The sequence below is a fragment of the Pseudomonas sp. RIT-562 genome (assembly GCF_026241895.1).
Classification (GTDB): Bacteria; Pseudomonadota; Gammaproteobacteria; order Pseudomonadales; family Pseudomonadaceae; genus Aquipseudomonas; species Aquipseudomonas mandelii_F.
This window is the reverse complement of sequence record NZ_JAPJIV010000001.1, coordinates 282,522-306,253: the sequence shown is the minus strand read 5'-3', so window position 1 is coordinate 306,253 and position 23,732 is coordinate 282,522. Positions and strand designations below refer to the sequence as shown.

Genomic DNA, 23,732 nt, shown 5'->3' with positions numbered 1-23,732 from the left:
TCCCGTAGGAGCCGGCTTGCCGGCGATAGCGCCAGGCCTCACAGCGCAAATCTAAACCTTAAGCTCAACCTCCCCCAACCGCCCCCCATACGGGCCAAAACTCCTCTCAACCATCAGCCGCGTGCCATCCGCCTGCACGATCAACGCCGTACTCGCCCGCGTGCCGTACGTCGGGCTGGCAATAAACACGCTCGACAGCAACGTCTCGGTCGCCAGCCCCACGCCCGTATCCGGCAGCTCGGAAAAGTCCGCTGGCTGCGAGTCGTTCAGCAGGGCGAGCAGGGCGTCGGGCTGCGGGTCCTCTAGCACTGATTCCAGTGCCGCCCGGGCCTTGAGCAACTTCGGCCAAGGGGTGTCGAGTCCGGCGTTGGATAACCCATAGACGCCCGGCTGCAGCATCACCGCCTCGGACTCCCGGGCATTGAAATGCCACAGCTCATGACTGTTGCCCAGTAACAGGTTAAACCCGGCATATTCAACCGAACGTCCGATAACGTCGGTCAAATAATCATCGATTGGCATGTCGCCACTGAGAAATCGCGCGACCAGTTCGCCGCGTGATTTACGCGCTGGCGGCTGATGTGGGTCGCGAATATTGGTCAGCGCGGCGAAGCGGCCGTTGGCGCCGATACCCAACCAGGTGCCACCGGCTTCCAGGTCTCGACCGGCGTGTACGTGGGGCGCATGCGGCCATTGGGCCAGAGGCAGGCTGGGACGTGCGTAGAACTCGTCGCGGTTGGCCGCCACGATAAGCGGCTGGGCGTGGCCCGGTCGCCAGGCAAAAACAATGAGGCACATAAGGTGATCCTGTGCGTTTTTTTCCCACTCTACGCAGTCATCGTCCGTCGATCCATCGCCTTGCACAGTGGAGCCTTTGCCCCCGCATCCGTTACCATGCCGCTCCTGATTTCACGATGCTAGGGATATGGCCATGGAAATTCTGCTCTATCTGGCGCTGGGTGCCTGTGCGGGCGTGCTGGCCGGGCTGTTCGGGGTGGGTGGTGGGATCATTATCGTCCCGGTGCTAGTGTTCAGTTTCACCTTGCAGGGGTTCGACTCGTCGATCCTGACTCACCTGGCGGTGGGGACTTCCCTGGCGACGATCATCTTTACTTCGATCAATGCGGTTCGCGAGCATCATCGCCGCGGCGCCGTGCGTTGGCCGATCTTTGCGTGGATGACCGTGGGCATTCTGCTGGGTGCCGGCTTCGGCGCGCTGACGGCTGAAGCGATCTCCGGGCCGAACCTGCAGAAGATCATCGGCGTATTTGCCTTGGTCATCGCTGTACAGCTGGCCCTGGACGTCAAACCCAAAGCCAGCCGGACGGTTCCAGGCAAAGTTGGTCTGACCCTGGCGGGTAGCGTGATCGGCTGGGCCTCGGCGATTTTCGGCATAGGCGGTGGCTCGCTGACCGTGCCGTTCCTGACTTGGCGCAGCGTACCGATGCAGCAGGCGGTGGCCACCTCGTCGGCGTGCGGCCTGCCGATCGCGTTGGCCAGTGCATTAAGTTTCATGATTCTGGGGTGGCACGATCCGTTGTTGCCAGCCCATAGTCTCGGTTTTATTTACTTGCCGGCGTTGCTGGGTATTGCCCTGACCAGCATGTTCTTCGCCCGGGTCGGGGCGCGGCTGGCCCACCGGCTGTCGCCCAAGTTACTGAAAAGACTGTTTGCCGCTTTGCTGTTCTGCGTTGGGCTGAGCTTTCTGCTTTGACGCGCTGCGCAATGTTGGCTTAATCCTGGCGTGACAGCGTCGCCCGGGAATTTTGAAAGTTTCAACTCTAACGAGGAGTCGCAATGCTGCCTTACCCGCAGATCGACCCGGTGGCCCTGGCCATCGGCCCGCTGAAAATCCACTGGTACGGCCTGATGTACCTGATCGGCATCGGCGGCGCTTGGTGGCTGGCGTCGCGCCGGCTGAACCGCTTCGACCCGACCTGGACCAAGGAGAAACTCTCCGACATGGTGTTCTGGATGTCGATGGGCGTGATCGTTGGCGGTCGCCTGGGCTATGTTCTGTTTTACGATCTGAATGCTTATCTGGCCAACCCGACGCTGATTTTCGAGGTGTGGAAGGGCGGCATGTCGTTCCATGGCGGTTTTATCGGCGTGATGCTGGCCGCTTTGTGGTTCGGTAAGAAGAACAACAAGTCGTTCTTCCAGCTGATGGATTTCGTCGCCCCGATGGTGCCGATCGGCCTGGGTGCCGGGCGTATCGGCAACTTCATCAATGCCGAGTTGTGGGGCAAGGCCACTGACGTGCCGTGGGCGATGGTGTTCCCCACCGACCCGGCGCAACTGGCGCGTCACCCGTCGCAGCTGTACCAGTTCGCGCTGGAAGGCGTGGCGCTGTTTGCGATCCTGTGGATTTTTTCCCGCAAGCCGCGGCCGACCATGGCGGTGTCCGGGATGTTCGCGCTGTTCTACGGCATCTTCCGTTTCATCGTTGAATTCGTCCGCGTACCAGACGCGCAACTGGGCTATCTGGCCTGGAACTGGCTGACCATGGGTCAGGTGCTGTGCGTACCGATGATCGTCGGCGGGTTGTTCCTGATCTGGCTGGCGTATCACCGCGCCCCGGCCGCTCCGGCAGCCGCGATCTAAGACACAGACGCTAAATTCGAACCCCGGGGCGCAGGTTCCGGGTTCAAGGAAACAGGTAACTCATGAAGCAATATCTCGAACTGGTCGCCCACGTCATCAAGAACGGCACCAAGCAGGCCAACCGCACCGGCGTGAACACCATCAGCTTTCCCGGAGCGATGCTGCGTTACGACCTGCAGGAAGGTTTTCCGGCGATCACCACCCGCAAGATGGCTTTCAAGTCGGCCATCGGCGAGATGTGCGGTTTCTTGCGTGGCGTTAACAACGCCGCCGAATTCCGCGCGCTGGGCTGCAAGGTCTGGGACCAGAACGCCAACGAAAATGCCCAGTGGCTGGCGAACCCGTTCCGCCAGGGCGAAGACGATCTCGGCGAAATTTACGGCGTGCAGTGGCGCAAATGGCCAGCGTACAAGCAGATCCCGCTCAGCAATCAGGCTGCGATCGAGCAGACCCTGAGCCAGGGCTACCGCAAGATTGCCGAAGGCGAGGAAGACGGCCAGGCGTATGTGGTGCTGTACAAGGCAATCGACCAGATTCGCCAGTGTGTCGACACCATCATCAAGGACCCAGGCAGCCGGCGCATCCTGTTCCACGGCTGGAACGTCGCGCAGCTTGATGAAATGGCCCTGCCGCCGTGCCATTTTGCGGACAGCGCTATCACCACTATCAAAAAATATCAGCAAGATTCCGTCTTGGCGTCTGCTACCGAGCAAGGGGTGTTCCTAGCATGAAGCAATATCTTGAGCTTCTAAGAGACGTCATCGAAAATGGCTCTGAGAAAGGGGATCGTACGGGGACTGGCACTACTGCGGTATTTGGTAGGCAGTTCCGGCACAATCTTGCTGACGGATTTCCACTGCTGACCACCAAGAAACTCCATTTCAAAAGCATCGCCAATGAATTGATCTGGATGCTGAGCGGCAACACGAACACGAAATGGCTCAATGAAAATGGTGTGACAATCTGGGATGAATGGGCTACCGAAGAGGGCGATCTCGGACCAGTCTACGGTGCGCAGTGGACCGGCTGGCCCACGAAGGATGGCGGTAAGATCAACCAGATTGACTACATGGTTGACTGTTTGAAGAACAACCCGAACAGCCGACGCATTCTATTTCATGGTTGGAACGTCGAATATCTTCCTGATGAGAAATTATCACCTCAGGAAAACGTGAAAAATGGAAAACAGGCACTGGCGGTTTGTCATTTGCTTTACCAAGCATTTGTGGCTGATGGGAAGCTCTCCATGCAGCTCTATATCCGTAGCTCGGACGTCTTCCTCGGCCTTCCATATAATACTGCCGCTCTGGCACTACTGACTCACATGCTAGCTCAGCAATGTGATTTGATTCCTCATGAGATAATTGTGACTCTTGGGGATGCCCATGCCTATGCAAATCATAGGAATCAAATTGATACGCAACTGATGCGCACACCGAAAAAGCTACCGCAATTAATAATTAATAGAAAGCCAAGTAGTATATATGATTACAAGTTTGAAGATTTTGAAATAGTAGGGTATGAGGCTGATCCGAGTATCAAGGCTCCAGTTGCTATTTGAGAGCTTTAGTTTGTGGTGTGTTATAGCGAGTCTCAGGGAGAGTTATGAAAGATAATTGTGTGTTTTGTCGAGAGCTAATCGGGCGTAGGGATACTAACTTTGCTAGGTTATATCCAGAGTTCAGTAGTCGAGTGATCGCTGAAACAGACGATCTTGTTGTGTTCCCATGCATCGGCCAGTTAACTCCGGGGCATTCTTTGGTCGTTACGAAAGTTCACTACTCGAATTTCGCACAAGCTTTCAACTCGTTGCCGGATCTGGCTATTCAGTTGAGGCGTGTCATAGCGGATGTCCACGAGTTGCTAGATGTTAAATCGGATGACACGCTTTATTTTGAGCACGGAGCGATCACTGCTGACCATGGCGGCTGTGGAATATACCATGCCCATTTGCATTTGGTCCCGCAGGCCGGTAGCGTGAAAGTTGGTTCTGTTTCAGGTTCTGATCCAACACTTTTCAAGAGTTTGATCGATGCATACTCTACTATTGATGGTGTCATGCCATACGCTCTAATCGGGGCTGAACAGTTTGGATTTGGCGCTGAAAAGTTAGATGTTCCTCTCCCAAGCCAAACTATTCGTCGAAAAGTTGCCTCAGTGCTAGGTTGTCCAGTTTGGGACTGGAGGGAAGCAGGTCCGGAACAGGGAATGATTGAGCTATTGAGCAGGAAGCTAGCATAATGGCCGAAGCAAGTATCGACGATGTTTGTCCAATAATATTTGAGTATCGTTTTGATAGAAACACAATCAAGCACAACAAAGCGTTGGCTATACGCCGATCCTTGGCAAACGCTTATGCTCAAAAACATAAAATAAAGAACGTAGGCGCTTTCGAGTTACGTAGTTTTGAGCTGTACCCTGTTCCTCGCGCAGGTAATAGCGGTAGCGAAGTATTCTATTTGGATATTTATCATCAAGGCCAGCAACAGCCCAGTCGCTTTGTGGCAAAGTTTCAAGATGTTAAATCAACTATGGAGGAATACATCAGCTCGTTGCGTGCGAAAAGAGCAGGCATGTGTTCTGATGTTGAGTATGAGGTTGATGATGATAATAACGTAGGAGTGATAGTTTGCGAGCTGGCAAAAGTTCCAAACCATTGTGAATACAGAGTCTTCTTCTTAGATCTCGCGAAGTCGGACGAGGAATGTGCGAGCGCACTCAGTTCGATACTGAGCAGGGTTGGTAATCAACCGAATGGTGAGGGTGAGAGAAAGAGTTTTATCAGTGATTACGACTGGTATGTTAAACGAAAAAATCAACCGCTTGAGCGTCTAGACGCAATTGTTTGCTCCGGTGGCAACAACCAAGGGTTAAGTCTGCTAGCTCAAGGGGTAAAAAGTCATTACGAAAGAATGGTGACGGATTTTGATCATCAGGTTCTCCCTTATCTGGTGCATGGAGATCTGCACGCCAGGAACTTAATGGTCAATAGTTTCAATGCTAATGAAACTGAGTTGATTGACTTCGGCTGGGTGCATGACGGTCACCCGGCGAAAGATTTCGTACTGATGGAAGCTACGATTAAATACCAGTTGTTCAAAGAGCTGTTAAAAGAAAACAGGCCAGATGCTGATAAGAATCAGCATATCTCGGTTGAGTATTTTGAAAGCTTTGAACGCTACATGTGCACAAAGGGCATGTGGTTACCTGGATTTGAAGAGTACAAAGAATCGGAAAAGATTGAGCAGCATTTGCGGCAAGACCAGATCGAAGCCGTGCGTCGCGTTTATGTCTGCGTATCGCAGATCCGTAAACAAGCCAGAGTCGCTTTAGATCTATACACCAGTTTAGCGGGTTCAGATAAATACTCCGTTGAGCAGCACTATTTTGCGGGCCTTTTTTTAGTAGTCCTAGGGCTGAGCGCAATGCCGGAGATGGACATGATCTGGACACTTATAGCTCTCAATAAGATAGGTGACCAGATATGGAACAGCCCGAACTGACCGTTGGCGATCTTGGCGAGTTAAAGCTTTTAAAAGAGGTCATTCTGCCTGATGTCTCCTCATCGGCGTTGCCTGGCGACGACTGTGCACATTTGGATATAGGGAACAGCCGCCTCCTATGGTCAATGGACCCTTGCCCTACCCCCGTTGCAAACTGGTTTGGGAAAGCTACGCCAGAAGTCTGGGGATGCTACACCGCCGCTATAAATCTGTCAGATATTGCCTCTTCTGGCGGGAAGCCATTGGGTATGCTCGTTTCGTTGGAGATGCCTGATACGACTCCAGTATCCTTCGTGCGAGGGTTTCAGCGTGGACTGATGGAGTCCCTGACGAATGCGAATGCCAGGTTATTTGGTGGGAACGTAAAAAGTGCCAGACGCTTCTCCGCGACAGGTACGATCATCGGGAGCCCCGCTTGCCGAAGTGTCACACGCTCGATCAATGGCACTGAATTTTCTGTCTATTTGATTGGTAAGACTGGAGGCTTCTGGACGTCAGTTGTAGCAAATCACTTCGCTTGGCAGTCAGTGCCTGAGTCGCTCCAGCGACATTTGGATCGATCACTTTGCTTTCCGGTTCCCCAGGTAGAGGCTGGGCAACGGCTTAGCTACCTTCCGTTTGAAGTGGCTTGTATGGATTGCTCCGATGGCGCAGCAAACGCGATTTATCAACTAGGCTCAACTAATAACCTAGATGTTATTTTAGAGCGCGACATTAAGTGGAATTTGCCCGGCGAGTTTGTGAATATCCTAAACTCTCAGAGCATGCTAATTGAAAATGCTTGTTTTAACTTCGGAGATTGGCAGCTAGCCTGCTTGGTTCCGAAAGATCATGAAGTGATTTTCGAGGAGCAGCTAAGAGAATTTACTGTGACCTATCTCGGACATGCCTTCACGGGGAGCGGCGAGGTAATGGTTGATGATGGTCGAAAGCTATTACCTGGTCGTTTAAATCAAAATTTCCAGCAAGGGTACAACTCAATCGAAAGCGTAGAAGATTTGGTCGACGTCTTCATGAGGACGCCAATCTTTGCTTAGCGAAAGCGTTGGTGAATCAGGTGCGGGTTTCTGTTAACTTGTACAGTATTACAGGTTCTTTGGTTACCTCAAAGTTCTCAAATCTATCTACGTCGTGCTCTTCAAAAAAATGACTATACGTGTGCCCTCACCGAATTTGGCTTTCCCTTTCGATACCGCGCAAGAGGTCGAGAGGCTTAGGAATGCCTACAGGGTAAGCGGTCAAGCGCAAGAGGTTTCGTTTAGAGAACTGGTGCCTTGGATGAAGGTAGGAGAGCGGGCAACGCATTACCTGCATTCGTATCCAGCTAAATTACTTCCACATATAGCCCATTTTTTTCTAGCAGCTAGTAATGTCTCAAAAAAAGACGACATCGTTCTGGATCCATTCGGTGGGACTGGTACGGTGGTTTTGGAAGCTGCGTTGGCTGGGCACACTGCTGTCTATTCTGACTCCAACCCCCTTGCCAGACTTATTTCTAGCGTGAAAACCAAATCGCTAAATAGCGAAACGCTAATGCTCGCATATGACAGGGTTATGGCCCGATTTAAGTTGAGCAGGTCCAAGACAGCTCCAGATGTGGTTAATATAGATCACTGGTTTGAGCCTAGGACCATTCGCGACTTATGCCGATTGAAATCTGCCGTTGAAGCAGAGGAAGAGTTGTGTGTGCGTAATTTTTGTCTCGCAACATTTTCTGCCATTATTAGAAAAGTAAGCTTGGCAGATCCTCGATTATCTGTACCTGTTAAACTCAAGCCTTATGACGGCGCACGAGTGGTAAAGAAAATTAGTGTTTTAGATGCTTTTGTTGATCAGTTCTATAGTAACGTCAAAAGAATGTCTAAGATGCAGGAGCTAAATAATAATCTTCCACCTGTGACATGCATTGGTACTGATGCTAGGAATCTAAAATGTAGTGGCAATGAAGTCTTGCCATCCGAAAGTATTGGTTTAATTATCACATCTCCTCCTTATGCTGGCGCACAAAAATACATCCGCGCATCTAGCTTAAACTTGGGGTGGCTGGGGTTGATCGAATCGACTCAACTCCGGGCCTTGGAAGACCTCAACATTGGACGTGAACACCTGCCTAAAAGCCAATATACCAACATAATATCTACGGGCATTCCTGATGCCGACTCCGTACTATCGGATATATATGTAATTAACCCTCTTCGCTCGGCAATTGCTGCTTTATATTTGCTTGAAATGAGGCAGGCGCTAACTGAAGCGGTGAGAGTGTTAAGAAAAGGTGGGCGCTTGATTTTGGTTATCGGGAATAACGAAGTATGTGGAAAGGAATTTAAATCTTCCGAGTATCTTCAAGAGATATGTGTGGCACAAGGACTAGAGGTTGAATTGAAGTTGATTGATTCGATTAAGTCAAGAGGGTTGATGACAAAGCGCAATAGGAGTGCAAGCTTAATTACCCGAGAATGGGTTTTAGTGTTTAGAAAACCGAGCTAAGGAGTTTCAATGGAACTTGATGACAGGCTCAAGAGGAAAATCGAAGTTCTAGCCAGCCAGGCCTGGGACAACAGATTGAGATGGCCTGATGTGCAAGAGTGGCTGCAAAATTTTACCGGTAAATATTATCCAGTTGATGTAGAACGGTCACATGCTCTTTTTCTTCTATCCCAAGTAATGTTCTTTGGTCAGGACCTACTTAGGGAAATGTTGAAGTCTGTATATGAGAATCTCTATAGGCATCCCATAATTGCCAAAATCAGAAGAGAAAATAATAATACGTTAGATGAAGGTTTTATTGAGGCTAAATTTGCTGAGGAGCTAGCCGCAACTCGTTTTTTAGGTGTGGGTAATCCATCTGAAAGTGGGCCTCATTTATTATATTATTTTCGCCAAGTAAATGATCTCCCTAAGGATCTATTTATAGATTCAGGCGATATATATTCAGTTTCACGCTTGCCTGGTAATAAAATTACTATTGTTCAAACAGATCCTGATGTAAAAAGATATGTGTTTATAGATGATTTATTAGGGTCTGGAACCCAGATAAGTACATATCTGACAAAAAAACTTGAAGAAATTGGACATTTTCCTGGTGTCGAAAGTTATTATTTTTCATTGTTTGCAACAAGTAAAGGTTTAGGGGCGGCTAAAGACCCCAAGCTATTCGGCGCCAGAGCCTCATGCGTGTATGAGTTGGATGAGTCTTTCAGATGTTTTTCGGAAAACTCGCGTACCTTTGCCACTATTCCTGATGAACTGGATTTCAGAATAGCAAAAGAGATTGCAACTGGTTACGGTAAAGATCTTGTTAAATGTGATTTACATGCATTAGGCTACAAAGATGGACAATTATTAATTTCATTTTTGCATAACACGCCAGACAACTCGCTTCCTATACTCTGGTTTGATTTTCCAAAGGCTGCATCTTGGAAACCCGTGTTTAAACGTTATGATAAGAAGTACTAATATGGACGCTAATCTAAATCCATTCGATGTCATTAGAGCTGCGGACTACTCCGATGCCCAGATCAACGATTATTGGGTCGACTTTGAGGGGGAAGGTCTACTTTCTCTAATTGAACCGTTAGCTAAGACCTCTAAACATATTCTTGGCGGTAAGGGGAGTGGTAAAACTCACTTGATGAGATACTGCTCATATCCCGCACAAAAGTTACGGTTGCCATCCGGCTGTATCGATGATTTGATTGCACAGGGATATCTCGGAATATTTCTACGGGCCAATATTTTAGACACGGGAAGATTTAGCGGAAAAGGGCAAGGTGAGGATAAGTGGGGGCCGCTATTTAATTTTTATTTCGAATTGCGCCTCGTCGAACACTTAGTTCAAGTTTTGGCGGATCTCGCAACTCTTTCGCCGGAGATAAATGTCTCCTTAAATAGCATTAGTGCGAACGCAGTTGACTTATTTGATATCCCGCCAAGTGATGGATTTTCTACTTGGGACTCTGTTTTTCAACATATTGTTTCAATCAGAAAACGTGTTGATCACGCGGTAAATAATTGCGTCTTTACTAAGGAATTGGCGGTTAATATCTCAATTAGCCCTGGTTCACTCCTATTTGGTTTGCCGAAATTAGTATCGACACGTATTGCAGCGCTTAGGAATCTACGTTTTATATACCTTCTAGATGAAGTTGAAAATCTATCGGTTGAGCAACAAAAATTTATAAATACTCTCATACGTCATCGACAGGACCCTTGTACTTTCCGTTTGGGCGCTAGACTTTATGGGATTAAAACACATGCTAACTACGGCTCAGATGAAGAAAATAAAGATGGATCCGAGTTTCGTGCGCTTTATCTTGATCAGTTGATTCGTGCTCGGAGCCGAACCGACGAGTATAAACGCTTTGCGAAAGAATTATGCGCAAAGCGCCTGATAGATGGTGGAATACTCGACAGTTCTTCGGATCTAAAAAAAGTAATTCATCGCCTTCCTGATTTCTTCGCAACATTTAACTCCGATAATTTTTACGCGGCGCAGATTGATGGGATCTTCAATAGTTCTTCATCTGACGATCCAGCCTATTTCAAAAAGTTAATTGAGCAACTGTCCAGCCGCTCAGATGAACAGACGGCATTACTAAACCAGAAAGAGATCAATCAAATAATTAAAGATCTGCGCGTGCCAGGAGTTCCATTGCTGGAAAAGCTTAATATTTTTATGTTTTATCAAGACTGGTTCCGAGGTAAGTCAATAGTCCAAGCCGCTAAAGAAATTCATAAGGGATGCGTAGCATATATAGATGGTGCGCCAGCAGGGAATAGACACAAGCGGTTATATGGGCATTTCTCGCTCGATTTGCTCGCTCAAATGTATCGCGATTTTAAATTGTCTCCTACACCAATGTACTCTGGATTTGATGCCTTCGTTAAAATGTCCGCAGGTGTCCCGAGGAATTTATTGGTAATTTTGAGAAATGTATATAAATGGTCGGCATTTAATGGGGAGAAGCCATTTTACGACCGGCAAATACCAATTAGTACTCAGTGTGAAGCCGTGTCTCAAAGTGCTGGTTTCTTTTTTGATGAAGATGCTCGGCCAGGAGTCGATGTTCCTAGCACCCAGAATGCAGTTGAACGTTTAGCAGAGTATCTGCGTGAAGTGCGATTTTCTTCAAAGCCTGTTGAGGTTTCCCCTCTTGCTTTTAGTGTGGATGTTTCTGATCTTACCGAAAAAGCGAAACAGACGTTGAGATTGGCAGAAAACTGGTCTTATATATTTAAAATAGTAAAGGGGCGTCCTAACGCGAACTCCCAACATATCGACGATAAATATCAACTGAATCCTATGCTTTCTCCCAAGTGGGATCTGCCTGTTTCGGTAAGAGGAGATGTGAGGCTGTCAAAGACGTTGGCAGAAGCTATATTTGGCGAGTTATCCAATGACGAATTCAAGGTTGTATTGCAAGAAGCCACAGCAAGTCTCAAGGCTCCAGGTTTTGGAAAGAAAAGAGCTAATAGCAATGCTATTGAACAGCAGAAGTTGATGCTTGATTTTGGTGGTTCAAATGAGGTTTGAGTATTTTTACAAAACAAATATGCCCATTGATAAGGAATGGCAGGAAGAAGACACTTGGGATGTTTTGATCTCCGCTTATAATTCCAGCGAGCGCGTTGGGAAAATTTTCAATAAAGCAAATGCGGATACTAAGATCTGGTTAATTTTTCCGCACTATAATTATCTGTCTTCTGAATACCCAACGAGCGGTGAGGTGTTTTTTACGCCTGAATTAGATGAAGCTGAATACCTAAATATCTTTCTAGATGTTTGGTATGAGCGCATCAAAGGGAAAAAAGTTTGCATTGATATAACTGGGTTCATGCGCCCACACCTGATCTTCCTCGTTAAATTGCTACAGTACCGAGGCTTTCAAACTTTTGATGCGATCTATTCTGATCCTGGCAGATATCAAGATAAGGACGACACTAAATTTGCCAATGGGCCAGTTACGGAAGTTCGTCCCGTAGCAGGCTTCGGTGGAGTCCCTAATAATGATAGCAATAATGATGTATTGTTGATGGGGATCGGTTATGACCACGAGCTTCTTAAACAAGTAGTGGACCATAAAGATTATGCTAATGTTGTAACACTTTGGGGGTTCCCGTCACTGCGTGCCGATATGTATCAGGAAAGTATTATCAGAGCTAGCCAAGCGCATGAAGCGGCATTTCCTAATGGGAAAGGTAAAACAAGATATTTCGCTCCAGCCAATGATCCGTTCGCGACAGCTGCACGGATACAAGAGATCGTTGAGCTAGAAAATAGTCGCAAGAAGATAACAAATTTATATCTGAGTCCGTTAGCAACCAAAGCTCAAGTTTTAGGCTTCGCTTTGTATTGTCTGTATACGAAAGAAGATGCGGTTTCGCTGATTTTTCCTTTCTCTGAAGGCTATGCTAAAGAGACGTCTAAAGGAATATCGAGTATCTGGAAATACACAATAGAACTTCCTTCGCTCTAGGATCAAGAGCGTACTTTAGTGCTTCCTTCTGTTTGGAAAATTTACGGAATGGTGTTCCTAGCAAGCGGAGCTATCTTGATCTTCAGAGAAAGGCGTGAGGGAGAACGGTTCACCGAACGGGGGGGCGGAGTACCAACACGACGGGGCTCAATGAAAGTGGCATGACGATCTGAAACGAGTGGGTGACTAAAAATAGTAACGCTGGATTTCTAACTGGTTCCAGCAGTTACTTTCGCGTAGCTCCGTTCGCTGCGCATATGCATAAGCGCGTTCGCGAACATTGCCTAAATCTGAACCTTTGAGTACCTAAATTCAAGTGTGGAAGTCTTAGCGGTTAATCGCACCGATTCGTTGAATTTATTTCTACTCTCAAGAAGGGTGCTGATGGGTTGCTAAGTAGCTGTAGTTCGCTAGGGGTATTAATAGAGTAAGTGGATCCTGGTAGTGGAATGAAATCTACATCATCCAGATCAATATCGGCGTGGTAGAGCGTTTGGGGTAATTTTTCTGGGGTGTTGAGATGTTGTGAACCAAGGCGATTTCCATCACGGTCGAGAACAGTGACCTGCAGGGTCTCAACGCTTTCAAGTGGCTTCACCATAAGTAAAGTTGCACGGTATGCTGCTAAATGAGGTTGCCTGTCACCAGACCTGAGCGTTGCGTGGATAGTTTGGCATTGGGCAAATCTAATATTGGCTTCTAGTGTGCCATCTAAATCATTGGGCACTTTGACAGTGTTGAAAACTAAATTGACCTTACGAAAACCTACCGTGCCATCAGAGTGAGGTTCCATAGCAAAACGTTGAGTTTTTTTACCGGCGACGTAAGAATTTGCCTCGACGCCTGTTGCTGTCATTTCAAGTGCTAAAGGGTAATGTTTATTGTGAATGCTAAAAGAGCCATCGTTATGTTTTTCAAGTACAAAACTTTGCGATAGTCTGCCATCGACAGGACTGGCCGTGACAGCCTTAGTTTCTTACATTGTAAGTGCCAGGTCTTGATAATAACTGCGAATCCCTACTGAGCCATCAGCCTGGGACACAACCATAAATTTTTGTTGTATGTTACCCACATAGTCTGCGCTGTAGAAGTAGGTGTCGGCTAAAGTTAGTGCTCGTCCTGTGTTCATACATTGATCATCCTGTTTGTGGATTTAGTAGGAGGGAAAAATTTCCAATGTATTTAGAAGTGATTTTCACAGCGGCAGGGCTCCTGCTGGTACGGCAAGAGTTTTATGGGCTAAATTGAATATCTTGAAATTAATAAAATAATAGTTGAGGCGAGTCGAAAAAATAACTATCAGAACTGATAGTTTTTATACCGAATTAATTTTTTTTTTTGATTTAATTGATCTACTGATTCGCGCGTATTTCTTGTAACCGCTCAATGAGGATTACCTTTCAAGCGCCACTACTTATGAATGCGGTTTGTTTCTTGGCTGCGGTTTCAGGTTTCAGGGTCGCTTCGCGACCTTACGGGGATATCCTATCGCCACAGGTTCGGTGTCAGCCCTAAGGTCAATGACCGTGACTTCGGCCTACATGGGAATGCTCAACTTCCGTCGCCACAACCCCGCCACTCACTTCCAGCCGCTGCAGAATCCCGCACTGCTCATTGCCCGGTCCTTCGCCACAGCGTTGGCGCAGGTCGAGCAGCTGTGCCTGCAAGGCCAGCAAGCCATCGATCCGTGCCTTGACGTGATGAATGTGCTCATCCACCAGGGCATTCACGCTTTCGCATTGATCCTGCGGACTGTCGCGCAGTGCCAGCAGGCTGCGGATCTCTTCCAGGGTCATGTCGAGGGTGCGACAGTTGCGAATAAAGGTCAGGCGCTCGGCGTGGGCCTGGGTGTAGACGCGGTAGTTGCCGTCACTGCGCGCCGGCTCTGGCAGCAGGTTCTCGCGCTCGTAATAGCGGATAGTCTCGACGGCGCAGTCGGTCAGTTTGGCCAGCTCTCCGATCTTCATGTCGGCAATCTCCAAATGGGTGCTTGACCCTATAGTGGCTACAGGGTCTTTACTTGGCAACAGGCACCTACATGGACGCAACCAATGAGCGATTCCCTGCACATCCACAAACCCGGCGATGATCACGATCATGACCATCCCCACGATCACGGCCCCAAGCTGCAGCCGCTGCAAAAGCACGACCATGGCAGCCATGGCGATTCCTGCTGTGCTTCCAAAGCGGCGGCGCCGTCCCTGGTCAAGTTGAGCGAAACGCCGACCGACGGCGCGCGGCTGAGCAGTTTTCGCATCGACGCGATGGATTGCCCGACCGAGCAGACGCTGATCCAGAACAAGCTCGGCAAACTGGCGGGTGTGCAACAGCTGGAGTTCAATCTGATCAACCGTGTGCTCGGGGTGACTCACGACCTGCCGACCACTGCGCCGATCATCGATGCCATCAAGTCCCTCGGCATGCAGGCCGAGCCGCTGGAGCAGGGCGTCGAAGCTCCCGCGCCAATCGCGCAGAAGAAACACTGGTGGCCGTTGGCACTCTCCGGCCTGACGGCGCTGGGAGCCGAAGTGATTCACTTCACCAGCGCCGCACCTGATTGGGTGGTGGCTGTCGTTGCACTGGTGTCGATTCTCAGCGGCGGTCTTGGCACGTACAAAAAGGGCTGGATCGCCCTGAAGAACCTCAACCTGAACATCAACGCGCTAATGAGCATCGCGGTGACCGGCGCGATCCTGATCGGCCAGTGGCCGGAAGCGGCGATGGTGATGTTCCTGTTCACCGTAGCCGAGTTGATCGAGGCGAAATCCCTGGATCGCGCGCGCAACGCCATCAGCGGACTGATGCAGATGACGCCGGAACAGGCCACGGTGCAGCAGGCCGACGGCAGCTGGGTGGCACAGGATGTCAAAGCCATTGAGCTGGGCGCGCGGGTGCGGGTGCGTCCCGGCGAGCGGATTGGGCTGGACGGTTCGGTAGTCTCGGGCAACTCGACTATCGACCAGGCTCCGATCACCGGCGAGAGCCTGCCCGTGGAAAAGGGCGTCGGCGACAAAGTGTTCGCAGGCACCATCAACCAGGCCGGTTCGCTGGAGTATACGGTCACCGCTGCAGCCGACAACTCGACGCTCGCGCGGATTATCCATGCGGTCGAGCAGGCCCAAGGGGCACGGGCGCCGACCCAGCGGTTTGTCGACCAGTTCTCGAAAATCTACACCCCGGCGGTGTTTGCCCTGGCCCTGGCCGTCGCGGTGATTCCGCCGCTGTTCATGGGCGCAGTGTGGTTCGACTGGATCTACCGCGCGCTGGTATTGCTGGTGGTTGCCTGCCCTTGTGCACTGGTGATTTCTACGCCGGTAACCATTGTCAGCGGCCTCGCCGCGGCGGCGCGCAAAGGGATTCTGGTGAAGGGTGGGACTTACCTGGAGGGTGGCTACAAGCTTGACTACCTGGCCCTGGACAAGACCGGGACGATCACCCATGGCGAGCCGGTGCAGACCGATTACCTGTCACTCGATCCGACCGCTGATGCGGCGTCCCCGGCCATTGCGGCGGCGCTGGCCGGTCGCTCGGACCATCCGGTGTCATTGGCGATTGCCAATGCGGCTGTGGATAAACAAACGGCGCCGCTGGTTGTGGATAACTTTGCAGCCCTGGCCGGTAGGGGAGTGCGCGGGGATATCAATGGGCAGACTTACCACCTGGGCAACCATCGGCTGGTGGAAGAGTTGGGCCTGTGTTCGCCCGAACTGGAGGAAAAGCTGTTCGCCCTGGAAAAGCAGGGCAAGTCAGTGGTGCTGTTGCTCGCTGCGTCCGGCCCGCTGGCGTTGTTCGCCGTAGCCGACACGGTGAAGGAGTCCAGCCGCGAAGCGATCGAGCAGCTGCATGCGCTGGGCATCAAGACCTTGATGCTCACTGGCGACAACGTCCACACCGCGCAGGCGATTGCCGCACAAGTGGGCATTGACGAAGCTCGCGGTGATCTGCTGCCGACTGACAAGCTGCAGGCCATCGAAGCACTTTATGCACAGGGTCATCGGGTCGGCATGGTCGGCGATGGCATCAACGATGCCCCGGCGCTGGCCCGGGCGGAAATCGGTTTCGCCATGGCGGCTGCTGGTACCGATACTGCCATCGAGACAGCGGATGTCGCCCTGATGGACGACGATCTGCGCAAGATACCCGCGTTCATTCGCCTGTCGCGGCAGACTTCGAGCATCCTCAAGCAGAACATTGCGCTCGCGTTGGTGATCAAGGCGATCTTTCTTGGGGTAACCTTCGCCGGGATCGCCACCATGTGGATGGCGGTGTTCGCCGACATGGGCGTCAGCCTGTTGGTGGTGTTCAATGGTTTGCGCCTGTTGCGCAAATAAGCGATGAGGAGCGGGTGTGCTGAGTGCCGAGCTGAAGGCGTTTTATATGGTTGCCCGCCTGGGCAGCATTACCCAGGCGGCGAAAAAGCTTGGCCTTAGCCAGCCTACGGTGACCACGCAGATTCGCAATCTGGAAAGCCAGTACTCGGTGGAACTGTTCTATCGCGGTGGCCGCCGCCTGACTGTCAGCGATGAAGGGGCGCGGCTGCTGCCGATGGTCAAGGCCCTGATGCAGCAGGAGGCGGACATCGAGTTTTTCCTGCGCAACAGTGGCCAGGTCCAAGGCACGTTGCGCATCGCGGCCACCGCGCCTTATTACATTCTCGACCTGGTGAAAACCTTCCGCGAGCGCCTGCCGCAGGTTGAAGTATCGGTGGAGATCGGCAACTCGCAGCAGGTGCTGGAGGCGCTGGAGGAGTACCGCGTTGATGTCGCTGCGTCCTCGCAGCTGCTGGATGATGCGCGACTGATACGCCGGGTGCTCGGCACCGATCCACTGGTGCTGGCGGTGCATCGCAATCATCCGCTGGCCGTGCACGAGCATGTGCCGCTCAGCGCGCTGTCCGGGCATACCCTGTTGATGCGCGAGTCGGGCTCGACTACCCGGCGGATGACTGAAGAACTGCTGGCCAGTGCCGGTGTGGGTTTCGGCCCGCTGCTGGAGATAGGCAGCCGGGAATCGATCCGCGAAGCGGTGCTGCGCAACATCGGCATCAGCATCATTGCCCGGCAGGAAGTGCCTCATGATCCACAGCTGCGGGTGTTGACCATCGAGAATGCGCCGCAGATCCCCGAGTACCTGTATTGCCTGAAAGAGCGCAAGGGCGCGCGATTGCCGGCGGCGTTTCTGGGGTTGGCGCAGGAAATGGCCCCTGCCTGAAATCTTGATCGGCAATGAGGGCCTCATCGCGAGCAGGCTCACTCCTACAGTTAACCGCGTTCCCCTGTAGGAGTGAGCCTGCTCGCGATGGCGCCAGTCCAGGCAACATCTGTCTTGAAGGCTCAACCCAAATCCCTGAATACCACTATCGGCCGTTTTTGCCTCACTGCCACATGACGTACGCATTACATCCCTAGGATGGCACTCATCTGCTTGATGAGGCCTGTCCATGAACCACTCGATCGCAACTGCCCTGACCAACCCCGGCGCCCCGATGAAAGTGCGCGGCGTGCAGAAACGCTTCGGCGCGTTCACTGCGCTGGATAACGTTTCCCTCGACGTGGCAGCGGGTGAACTGGTTTGCCTGCTGGGTCCGTCGGGCTGCGGCAAGACCACCTTGTTGCGCTGCATCGCCGGCCTCGAAAAACAGGACAGCGGCGAGCTGTACCTCGGCGATCGTGACGTCTCCCACTTGGCTCCCCAGGCCCGGGACTACGGAATTCTGTTCCAGTCCTACGCGCTGTTCCCCAATCTCACCGTCGAAGCCAATATTGCCTACGGCCTCGCAGGCAGTGGTCGCGATGAAGTGCGCAAGCGCGTAGGGCAGATGTTGGAACTGGTCGGCCTGATCGGCAGCGAGAAGAAATACCCCGGCCAGTTGTCCGGTGGCCAGCAGCAGCGCGTGGCTCTGGCGCGGGCGTTAGCGCCGGCACCTTCGCTGCTGCTGCTGGATGAACCGATGTCGGCCCTCGATGCGCGGGTTCGCGAGCATTTGTGCACCGAACTGCGCCAGCTGCAGCGCAATCTCGGGATCACGACCCTGATGGTCACGCACAATCAGGACGAAGCCATGCTGATGGCCGACCGCATTGCCGTGATGAACAACGGCAAGGTCGAGCAGTACGCCACTCCGCAGGAAATCTACGATCGTCCGGCCACGCCCTTTGTCGCCGAGTTCGTCGGCCAGGGCAACTGGCTGCCGTTCAGCCGTAGCAGTGACAGCCATGCCCAGGTCGGCGGGATGAACATGCGCCTGGCCGAAGGCAGCGCGAAAACCGCCTCGGGCCGTTTGTTCTGCCGCCCCGAAGCAATCAACGTCAACCCGCCGGTGCATGAGGAAAACCTGTTCCCGGCCAAGGTTCGCGAAATCACTTTCCTCGGCAACCGCTGCCGCATGAGTTTCGAACTGGACCAATTGCCCGGCCATGCACTGCTCGCCGAACTGGCACCTGAAGCCATGCCGCGCCTGGGCGCACAGCAGATCATGGTGGCCTTGCCGCCGCGCAGCTTGCAGGTGTTTGCCTGATGAGCGCAAACATCGCGCTGCCGCTACCGCGCAAGCAGGTGCGACAGACTTCCCGAGCTGAAATCGGTGATCGATTGTTCGTAGTCGGCGGCAAAGTGATTTTGCTGGTCCTGCTCGGCATCGCGGTATTGATGCCGTTGCTGACGATCTTCTGGCGCGGGTTCAGCTCCGAGGCCGGGCAGGGCGGCGGTCTGGTCGCTGCGCGCGAGCTGGTGAGCAGTGCGAACTTCCACTGGCTGTTGGGCAACAGCTTGAAGGTTTCCCTCAGCGTTGCGGCGATTGTCGTACCGCTGGCCTACCTGTTTGCCTACGCTCTGCAACGCACGCTGATTCCAGGCAAAGGCATCTGGCGGGGTATTTCCCTGTTGCCGCTGATGGCGCCCTCGATGCTGCCGGGTATCGCACTGGTCTATCTGTTTGGTAACCAGGGCATGTTGCGCGGGCTGCTTTCGGACAATATCTACGGTTTCTGGGGCATCGTGCTCGGCGAGGTCATCTACACCTTTCCCCATGCCCTGATGATTCTGCTATCTGCCTTATCCCTGGCAGATGCGCGCCTGTTCGACGCTGCCTCCAGCATGGGCGCCAGCCCGGCGAAAGCCTTCCGCAGCATCACCTGGCCGGCCACGCGTCAAGCCGTGTTCGCGGCGTTCTGCCTGGTGTTCACCCTGACCATTACCGACTTCGGCGTGCCCGTGGTGGTCGGCGGCGATTATCAAGTGTTGGCGCTGGAAGCTTACAAAGCGGTAGTCGGCCAGCAACAGTTCGGTCGGGGCGCGCTGATCGGCATGGTCCTGCTGCTGCCGGCAGTGTTCAGTTTCGGCGTCGACGCCTGGTTGCGTCGCCGTCACGGTGACTCCATGAGCGGCCGGGCCCAAGTGTTCAAACCGCTGCCGTCGAGACGGCGAGACAGCTGCTACCTGGCGATCGTGATGTTGATCTGCGCGGTGCTACTACTGGTCTTTGGTATGGCGGTGTTCTCGTCGCTGGTGAAATTCTGGCCGTACAACCTGTCGCTGTCGCTCAACCATTATCAGTTCAATGACACCGCAGGCGGAGGCTGGCTGGCCTATGGCAACAGCGTGAAGATGGCCTTGTGCACGGCGCTGATCGGCAGCGTGCTGATCTTCACCGGCGCCTACCTGATGGAAAAAACCAAGGGGCAGCGCGGCCTGAACCTGGCCCTGCGCATGCTCAGTTTTGTGCCGATGGCGGTGCCGGGCCTGGTGCTGGGCCTGGGTTACGTCTTCTTCTTCAACCTCACTGGCAACCCGCTGCATGTGCTGTACGGGACCATGACCCTGCTGGTGGTCTGCACCATTGCTCACTATCTGACCACCGCGCAAATGACCGCGACCACGGCCCTGCGCCAGCTCGACGCCGAGTTCGAAGCCGCTGCGCTGTCGCTCAAGGCGCCGCTGTATCGGCACTACCTGCGGGTCACCGTGCCGATTTGCCTGCCGGCGCTGCTCGACATCGTGCGCTACCTGTTCGTCTCGGCCATGACCACCGTCTCGGCAGCGATCTTCCTGTACAGCCCCGACACCATCCTCGCGGCGGTGGCGGTGCTGAACATGGATGACGCCGGCAACGTCGGCGGCGCGGCGGCGATGTCGACCCTGATTCTGTTCACCTCGGCGGGCGTGTCCCTGCTGCTGGCCTGGGCTTCGCGCGGATTGCTGCGCCGCTCCCAGGCCTGGCGGCAGATCGCGCCCGGCAATTGATTTCCACTCCCGCAACCTCAACTCAACAGGAAAAGATCATGTTCAAGCCCCTGGCCCTGGCCGCTGCTGTCCTCACCGCTTTCAGCCTGAACGCCTTTGCGGCGAAAACCGAGTTGACGGTGTATACCGCCCTCGAAGCTGAACAGCTCAAGACTTACAAAGAAGCGTTCGAGAAAGCCAACCCGGACGTCGAGATCAAGTGGGTGCGCGACTCCACCGGCATCATTACCGCCAAGCTGCTGGCCGAAAAAGCCCGCCCGCAGGCTGATGCCGTCTGGGGCCTGGCCGCGTCGAGCCTGGCGATTCTCGACCAGCAAGGCATGCTGCAGAGTTACGCACCGAAGGACCTGGGCAAGATCGGCGGCAACTACCGCGACGCGGCAAACCCGCCAGCCTGGGTTGGTATGGACGTGTGGGCCGCGACCATCTGCTTCAACACCGTCGAGGCCGAGAAGCAGGGCCTGACCAAGCCCGTCAGCTGGCAGGACCTGACCAAGCCTGAGTACAAGGGCAAGATCGTGATGCCCAATCCGGCTTCGTCCGGTACTGGTTTCCTCGACGTCAGCGCCTGGCTGCAAACCTTCGGCGAGAAGCAGGGCTGGCAGTACATGGACGACCTGCACCAGAACATCGGCCAGTACGTCCACTCCGGTTCCAAGCCATGCAAACTGGCAGCGTCCGGTGAGTTCCCGATCGGCATTTCTTTTGAATACCCAGCCGTTCAGTTGAAGCGCCAGGGTGCGCCGCTGGACATCATCCTGCCGAAGGAAGGCCTGGGCTGGGAGATCGAAGCCACTGCGCTGATCAAGGGCTCGCAGCACGAAGAGGCGGCGAAGAAGCTGGCTGATTTCTCCGCAAGCCCGGCGGCAATGGAGCTTTATAAAGAGAACTTCGCGGTGCTGGCTCAGCCGGGAATCGCCAAGCCGCAGACCGAGCTGCCGGCGGATTACGAGCAGCGGTTGATCAAGAACGATTTTGCCTGGGCGTCGAAGAATCGCGATGAGATTTTGGCCGAGTGGCGTAAGCGGTATGACGGCAAGTCCGAGAAAGTGGCTGCCAAGTAAGATCTCTATCGGCTGACAGGGCCCCTTCGCGAGCAAGCCCGCTCCCACATTGGATTTATGATCGACATGGATCCCCTGTGGGAGCGGGCTTGCTCGCGAAGGCGGTTTCGAACTTTGGAAAATCCCCATGACCCAACACAACGACATGCTGATTATAGGCGCCGGCATCCTCGGCCTGTCCCACGCCTACGCCGCCGCCAGGCGCGGGCTCAAGGTGCGCGTTTTCGAACGCAGCGAAACACCCCTGGGCGCCTCGGTGCGCAACTTTGGCCAGGCCCTGGTCACCGGCCAGCCACCTGGCCCGATGCTCGAACTGGCCAAGGCCAGCCGGGATATCTGGGGGCAATGGGCGCAACTGGCCGGCCTGCAGCTCAAGCGTAACGGCTCCTACCTGTTCGCCCGCACGGAAGCCGAAGAAGAATTGCTCGAAGCCTTCTGCGCCGGTCGCGCCCTGGAGCACGATTACCGCGTCGACCTGCTGCGCGGCGCAGCCTTACGCGACTTGTACAACGGCCAATTCCGCCATCACCGGGCTGCCCTGCATGGCCTGGAGGATCAGCAGTTGTATTCCCGGGAAGCCATCCCGGGATTGATCGACTACCTGCGACGCGAGCTCGGCGTCGAGTTTCACTTCTCGACCTTGGTTCGCGAGATCGAACCCGGTCGCTTGCACAGTACCGCGGGAACCTTCACGGCCGCGCAGATCATCGTCTGCTCCGGCCACGATTATCAGACCTTGCTGGCCGCGCCCATTGCCGAGCTCAACCCGCAAATCTGCCGCCTGCAGATGCTGCGGGCGCGCCCGCAGGTCAATCTGAACCTGCAGCATGCGCTGCTCACCGGGCTGAGTTGCGTGCACTACGGCGCCTTTGCCGACCTACCCGAAGCAAAGGCGGTACAGGCGCAGATCCTGCGCGAAACACCTCACCTGCATGAAAACGGCATTCACCTGTTGATCAGCCCGACGCCTTATGGCGAATTGATCATTGGTGATTCGCACCACTACGGCAGCGATGCCTCGCCATTCAATGCCGAGCAGGTGGACGACTACATGATCGAACTCGCCGAGCAGACGCTGGGCTGCAAGATCCAGGTGGTGGAGCGTTGGCAGGGCGTCTATGGCGCGCGCGGGCCAGCCCCCTTTTCGTTCCTGCGTCCGGCATCGGGGGTGAGCGCAGCGTTGATGCACAGCGGAGTAGGCATGAGTGTCGGGCCCGCCATGGCCGAACGCAATGTGGCGGCCTTGCTCGGAGAATGACCATGGATCGCGTTGAGCAAGTGATCGACGAGGTGTTTGCGCTGTACGAGCATTACGGCGCCAGCGCCTACATCGGCGAGCCGGTGTCGCAGATCGAACATATGTCCCAGGCTGCGCAATTGGCGATGGCCGAAGGCTTCGATGATGAGGTGGTGCTGGCGGCGTTCTTCCATGACATCGGGCATATCTGCGATGCCGACGGCGTCGGCAATATGGGTGGGTTTGGCGTGGTCAGCCATGAGCGCCTGGGTGCCGATTATCTGCGGCGCGCTGGCTTCAGCGAACGCTTGGCGCGGCTGGTGGAGTATCACGTTCAGGCCAAGCGGTATCTGACGCTCAGGGAGCCTGGGTACTACGAGCGATTGAGTGAAGCCAGTCGCCGCACCCTGGAGTATCAGGGTGGGGTGATGACCGAGGTAGAGGCTGAAGATTTCGAGTGTGATCCGTTGTGCGCGATCAGCCTGCGGATGCGGCAGTGGGATGAGTTGGCCAAGGAGATGGATATGCCGATTATTGATTTAGCGGTGTTGCGGGCGAAGGCGTTGCGATTGCTGGTGTCCTAAGTTTCGAGACCGCGCCGCACCCT

At 53.6% G+C, this 23,732-nt stretch carries 20 protein-coding genes and 1 pseudogene; 18 read left to right on the top strand and 3 right to left on the bottom strand.

Annotation, left to right across the window (positions count from 1 at the left end):
- Window positions 1-51 precede the first annotated feature (51 nt).
- A complete protein-coding gene (locus tag ORL50_RS01375) occupies window positions 52-798 on the bottom strand; it encodes an NRDE family protein (RefSeq protein WP_266009407.1) in 747 nt (248 codons plus the stop codon).
- A gap of 133 nt (window positions 799-931) precedes the next feature.
- On the opposite strand from ORL50_RS01375, the gene ORL50_RS01370 reads away from it, so the two are divergent.
- The 11 genes and pseudogenes from ORL50_RS01370 to ORL50_RS01320 all read left to right on the top strand — a co-directional run bounded on the left by ORL50_RS01370 (window position 932) and on the right by ORL50_RS01320 (window position 12,583).
- Complete coding sequence (locus ORL50_RS01370) at window positions 932-1,714, top strand: sulfite exporter TauE/SafE family protein (RefSeq protein ID WP_266009406.1); 783 nt, start codon at window positions 932-934, stop codon at window positions 1,712-1,714.
- Between the two features lie 83 nt (window positions 1,715-1,797).
- Window positions 1,798-2,604 carry a prolipoprotein diacylglyceryl transferase gene (gene lgt, locus ORL50_RS01365; protein WP_266009405.1) on the top strand — a complete coding sequence of 269 codons (807 nt, stop codon included), beginning with the start codon at window positions 1,798-1,800 and terminating at the stop codon, window positions 2,602-2,604.
- 62 nt (window positions 2,605-2,666) lie between these two features.
- Window positions 2,667-3,245, top strand: a pseudogene (gene thyA / locus ORL50_RS01360) (thymidylate synthase); the annotation flags it as partial.
- A gap of 86 nt (window positions 3,246-3,331) precedes the next feature.
- Window positions 3,332-4,165 carry a thymidylate synthase gene (locus ORL50_RS01355; RefSeq protein ID WP_266009404.1) on the top strand — a complete coding sequence of 278 codons (834 nt, stop codon included), beginning with the start codon at window positions 3,332-3,334 and terminating at the stop codon, window positions 4,163-4,165.
- Window positions 4,166-4,209: 44 nt separating this feature from the next.
- Complete coding sequence (locus ORL50_RS01350; protein ID WP_266009403.1) at window positions 4,210-4,845, top strand: HIT family protein; 636 nt, start codon at window positions 4,210-4,212, stop codon at window positions 4,843-4,845.
- The gene (locus ORL50_RS01345) at window positions 4,845-6,107 is read left to right on the top strand and encodes a phosphotransferase (RefSeq protein WP_266009402.1); all 1,263 of its coding nucleotides are present in this window, start codon (window positions 4,845-4,847) and stop codon (window positions 6,105-6,107) included. Before ORL50_RS01350 ends, ORL50_RS01345 begins: the two co-directional genes overlap by 1 nt.
- Complete coding sequence (locus ORL50_RS01340) at window positions 6,089-7,144, top strand: thiamine-phosphate kinase (protein ID WP_266009401.1); 1,056 nt, start codon at window positions 6,089-6,091, stop codon at window positions 7,142-7,144. The genes ORL50_RS01345 and ORL50_RS01340 overlap by 19 nt, the downstream gene beginning before the upstream one ends.
- A 121-nt stretch (window positions 7,145-7,265) precedes the next feature.
- Window positions 7,266-8,594 carry a class I SAM-dependent methyltransferase gene (locus ORL50_RS01335; protein ID WP_266009400.1) on the top strand — a complete coding sequence of 443 codons (1,329 nt, stop codon included), beginning with the start codon at window positions 7,266-7,268 and terminating at the stop codon, window positions 8,592-8,594.
- Window positions 8,595-8,603: 9 nt separating this feature from the next.
- Window positions 8,604-9,563 (top strand): phosphoribosyltransferase-like protein, encoded by a 960-nt coding sequence (locus ORL50_RS01330; protein ID WP_266009399.1) that lies wholly within the window; start codon window positions 8,604-8,606, stop codon window positions 9,561-9,563.
- A 1-nt stretch (window position 9,564) separates the two neighbouring features.
- The gene (locus ORL50_RS01325; protein WP_266009397.1) at window positions 9,565-11,640 is read left to right on the top strand and encodes an ORC-CDC6 family AAA ATPase; all 2,076 of its coding nucleotides are present in this window, start codon (window positions 9,565-9,567) and stop codon (window positions 11,638-11,640) included.
- Window positions 11,630-12,583, top strand: a complete 954-nt coding sequence (locus ORL50_RS01320) for a hypothetical protein (protein WP_266009395.1) — start codon at window positions 11,630-11,632, stop codon at window positions 12,581-12,583. The genes ORL50_RS01325 and ORL50_RS01320 overlap by 11 nt, the downstream gene beginning before the upstream one ends.
- Window positions 12,584-12,917: 334 nt before the next feature.
- On the opposite strand, the gene ORL50_RS01315 is transcribed toward ORL50_RS01320, so the two are convergent.
- Together ORL50_RS01315 and cadR are read right to left on the bottom strand one after the other, a co-directional pair.
- Entirely contained in the window at window positions 12,918-13,439 is a 522-nt protein-coding gene (locus ORL50_RS01315) for a hypothetical protein (protein WP_266009394.1), read from the bottom strand.
- Window positions 13,440-14,100: 661 nt separating this feature from the next.
- On the bottom strand, window positions 14,101-14,550 hold the full coding sequence (gene cadR, locus ORL50_RS01310) for a Cd(II)/Pb(II)-responsive transcriptional regulator (RefSeq protein WP_266009393.1): 450 nt from the start codon (window positions 14,548-14,550) through the stop codon (window positions 14,101-14,103).
- Window positions 14,551-14,634: 84 nt separating this feature from the next.
- Here cadR and ORL50_RS01305 point away from each other — a divergent pair, with 84 nt between their 5' ends.
- The 7 genes from ORL50_RS01305 (at window position 14,635) to ORL50_RS01275 (ending at window position 23,709) form a co-directional block, all read left to right on the top strand.
- Window positions 14,635-16,914, top strand: coding sequence for a heavy metal translocating P-type ATPase (locus ORL50_RS01305; protein ID WP_266009392.1), 2,280 nt, complete (start codon window positions 14,635-14,637; stop codon window positions 16,912-16,914).
- Between the two features lie 16 nt (window positions 16,915-16,930).
- Window positions 16,931-17,794, top strand: coding sequence for a LysR family transcriptional regulator (locus ORL50_RS01300; protein WP_266009391.1), 864 nt, complete (start codon window positions 16,931-16,933; stop codon window positions 17,792-17,794).
- 229 nt (window positions 17,795-18,023) lie between these two features.
- Window positions 18,024-19,100 carry a putative 2-aminoethylphosphonate ABC transporter ATP-binding protein gene (locus ORL50_RS01295; protein ID WP_266009390.1) on the top strand — a complete coding sequence of 359 codons (1,077 nt, stop codon included), beginning with the start codon at window positions 18,024-18,026 and terminating at the stop codon, window positions 19,098-19,100.
- Complete coding sequence (locus ORL50_RS01290; RefSeq protein WP_266009389.1) at window positions 19,100-20,824, top strand: putative 2-aminoethylphosphonate ABC transporter permease subunit; 1,725 nt, start codon at window positions 19,100-19,102, stop codon at window positions 20,822-20,824. Before ORL50_RS01295 ends, ORL50_RS01290 begins: the two co-directional genes overlap by 1 nt.
- A 38-nt stretch (window positions 20,825-20,862) precedes the next feature.
- A complete protein-coding gene (locus ORL50_RS01285; protein ID WP_266009388.1) occupies window positions 20,863-21,888 on the top strand; it encodes a putative 2-aminoethylphosphonate ABC transporter substrate-binding protein in 1,026 nt (341 codons plus the stop codon).
- Window positions 21,889-22,015: 127 nt separating this feature from the next.
- Complete coding sequence (locus ORL50_RS01280; protein WP_266009387.1) at window positions 22,016-23,146, top strand: TIGR03364 family FAD-dependent oxidoreductase; 1,131 nt, start codon at window positions 22,016-22,018, stop codon at window positions 23,144-23,146.
- A 2-nt stretch (window positions 23,147-23,148) separates the two neighbouring features.
- Window positions 23,149-23,709 (top strand): phosphonate degradation HD-domain oxygenase, encoded by a 561-nt coding sequence (locus ORL50_RS01275; RefSeq protein ID WP_266009386.1) that lies wholly within the window; start codon window positions 23,149-23,151, stop codon window positions 23,707-23,709.
- The last annotated feature ends 23 nt before the right edge of the window (window positions 23,710-23,732 follow it).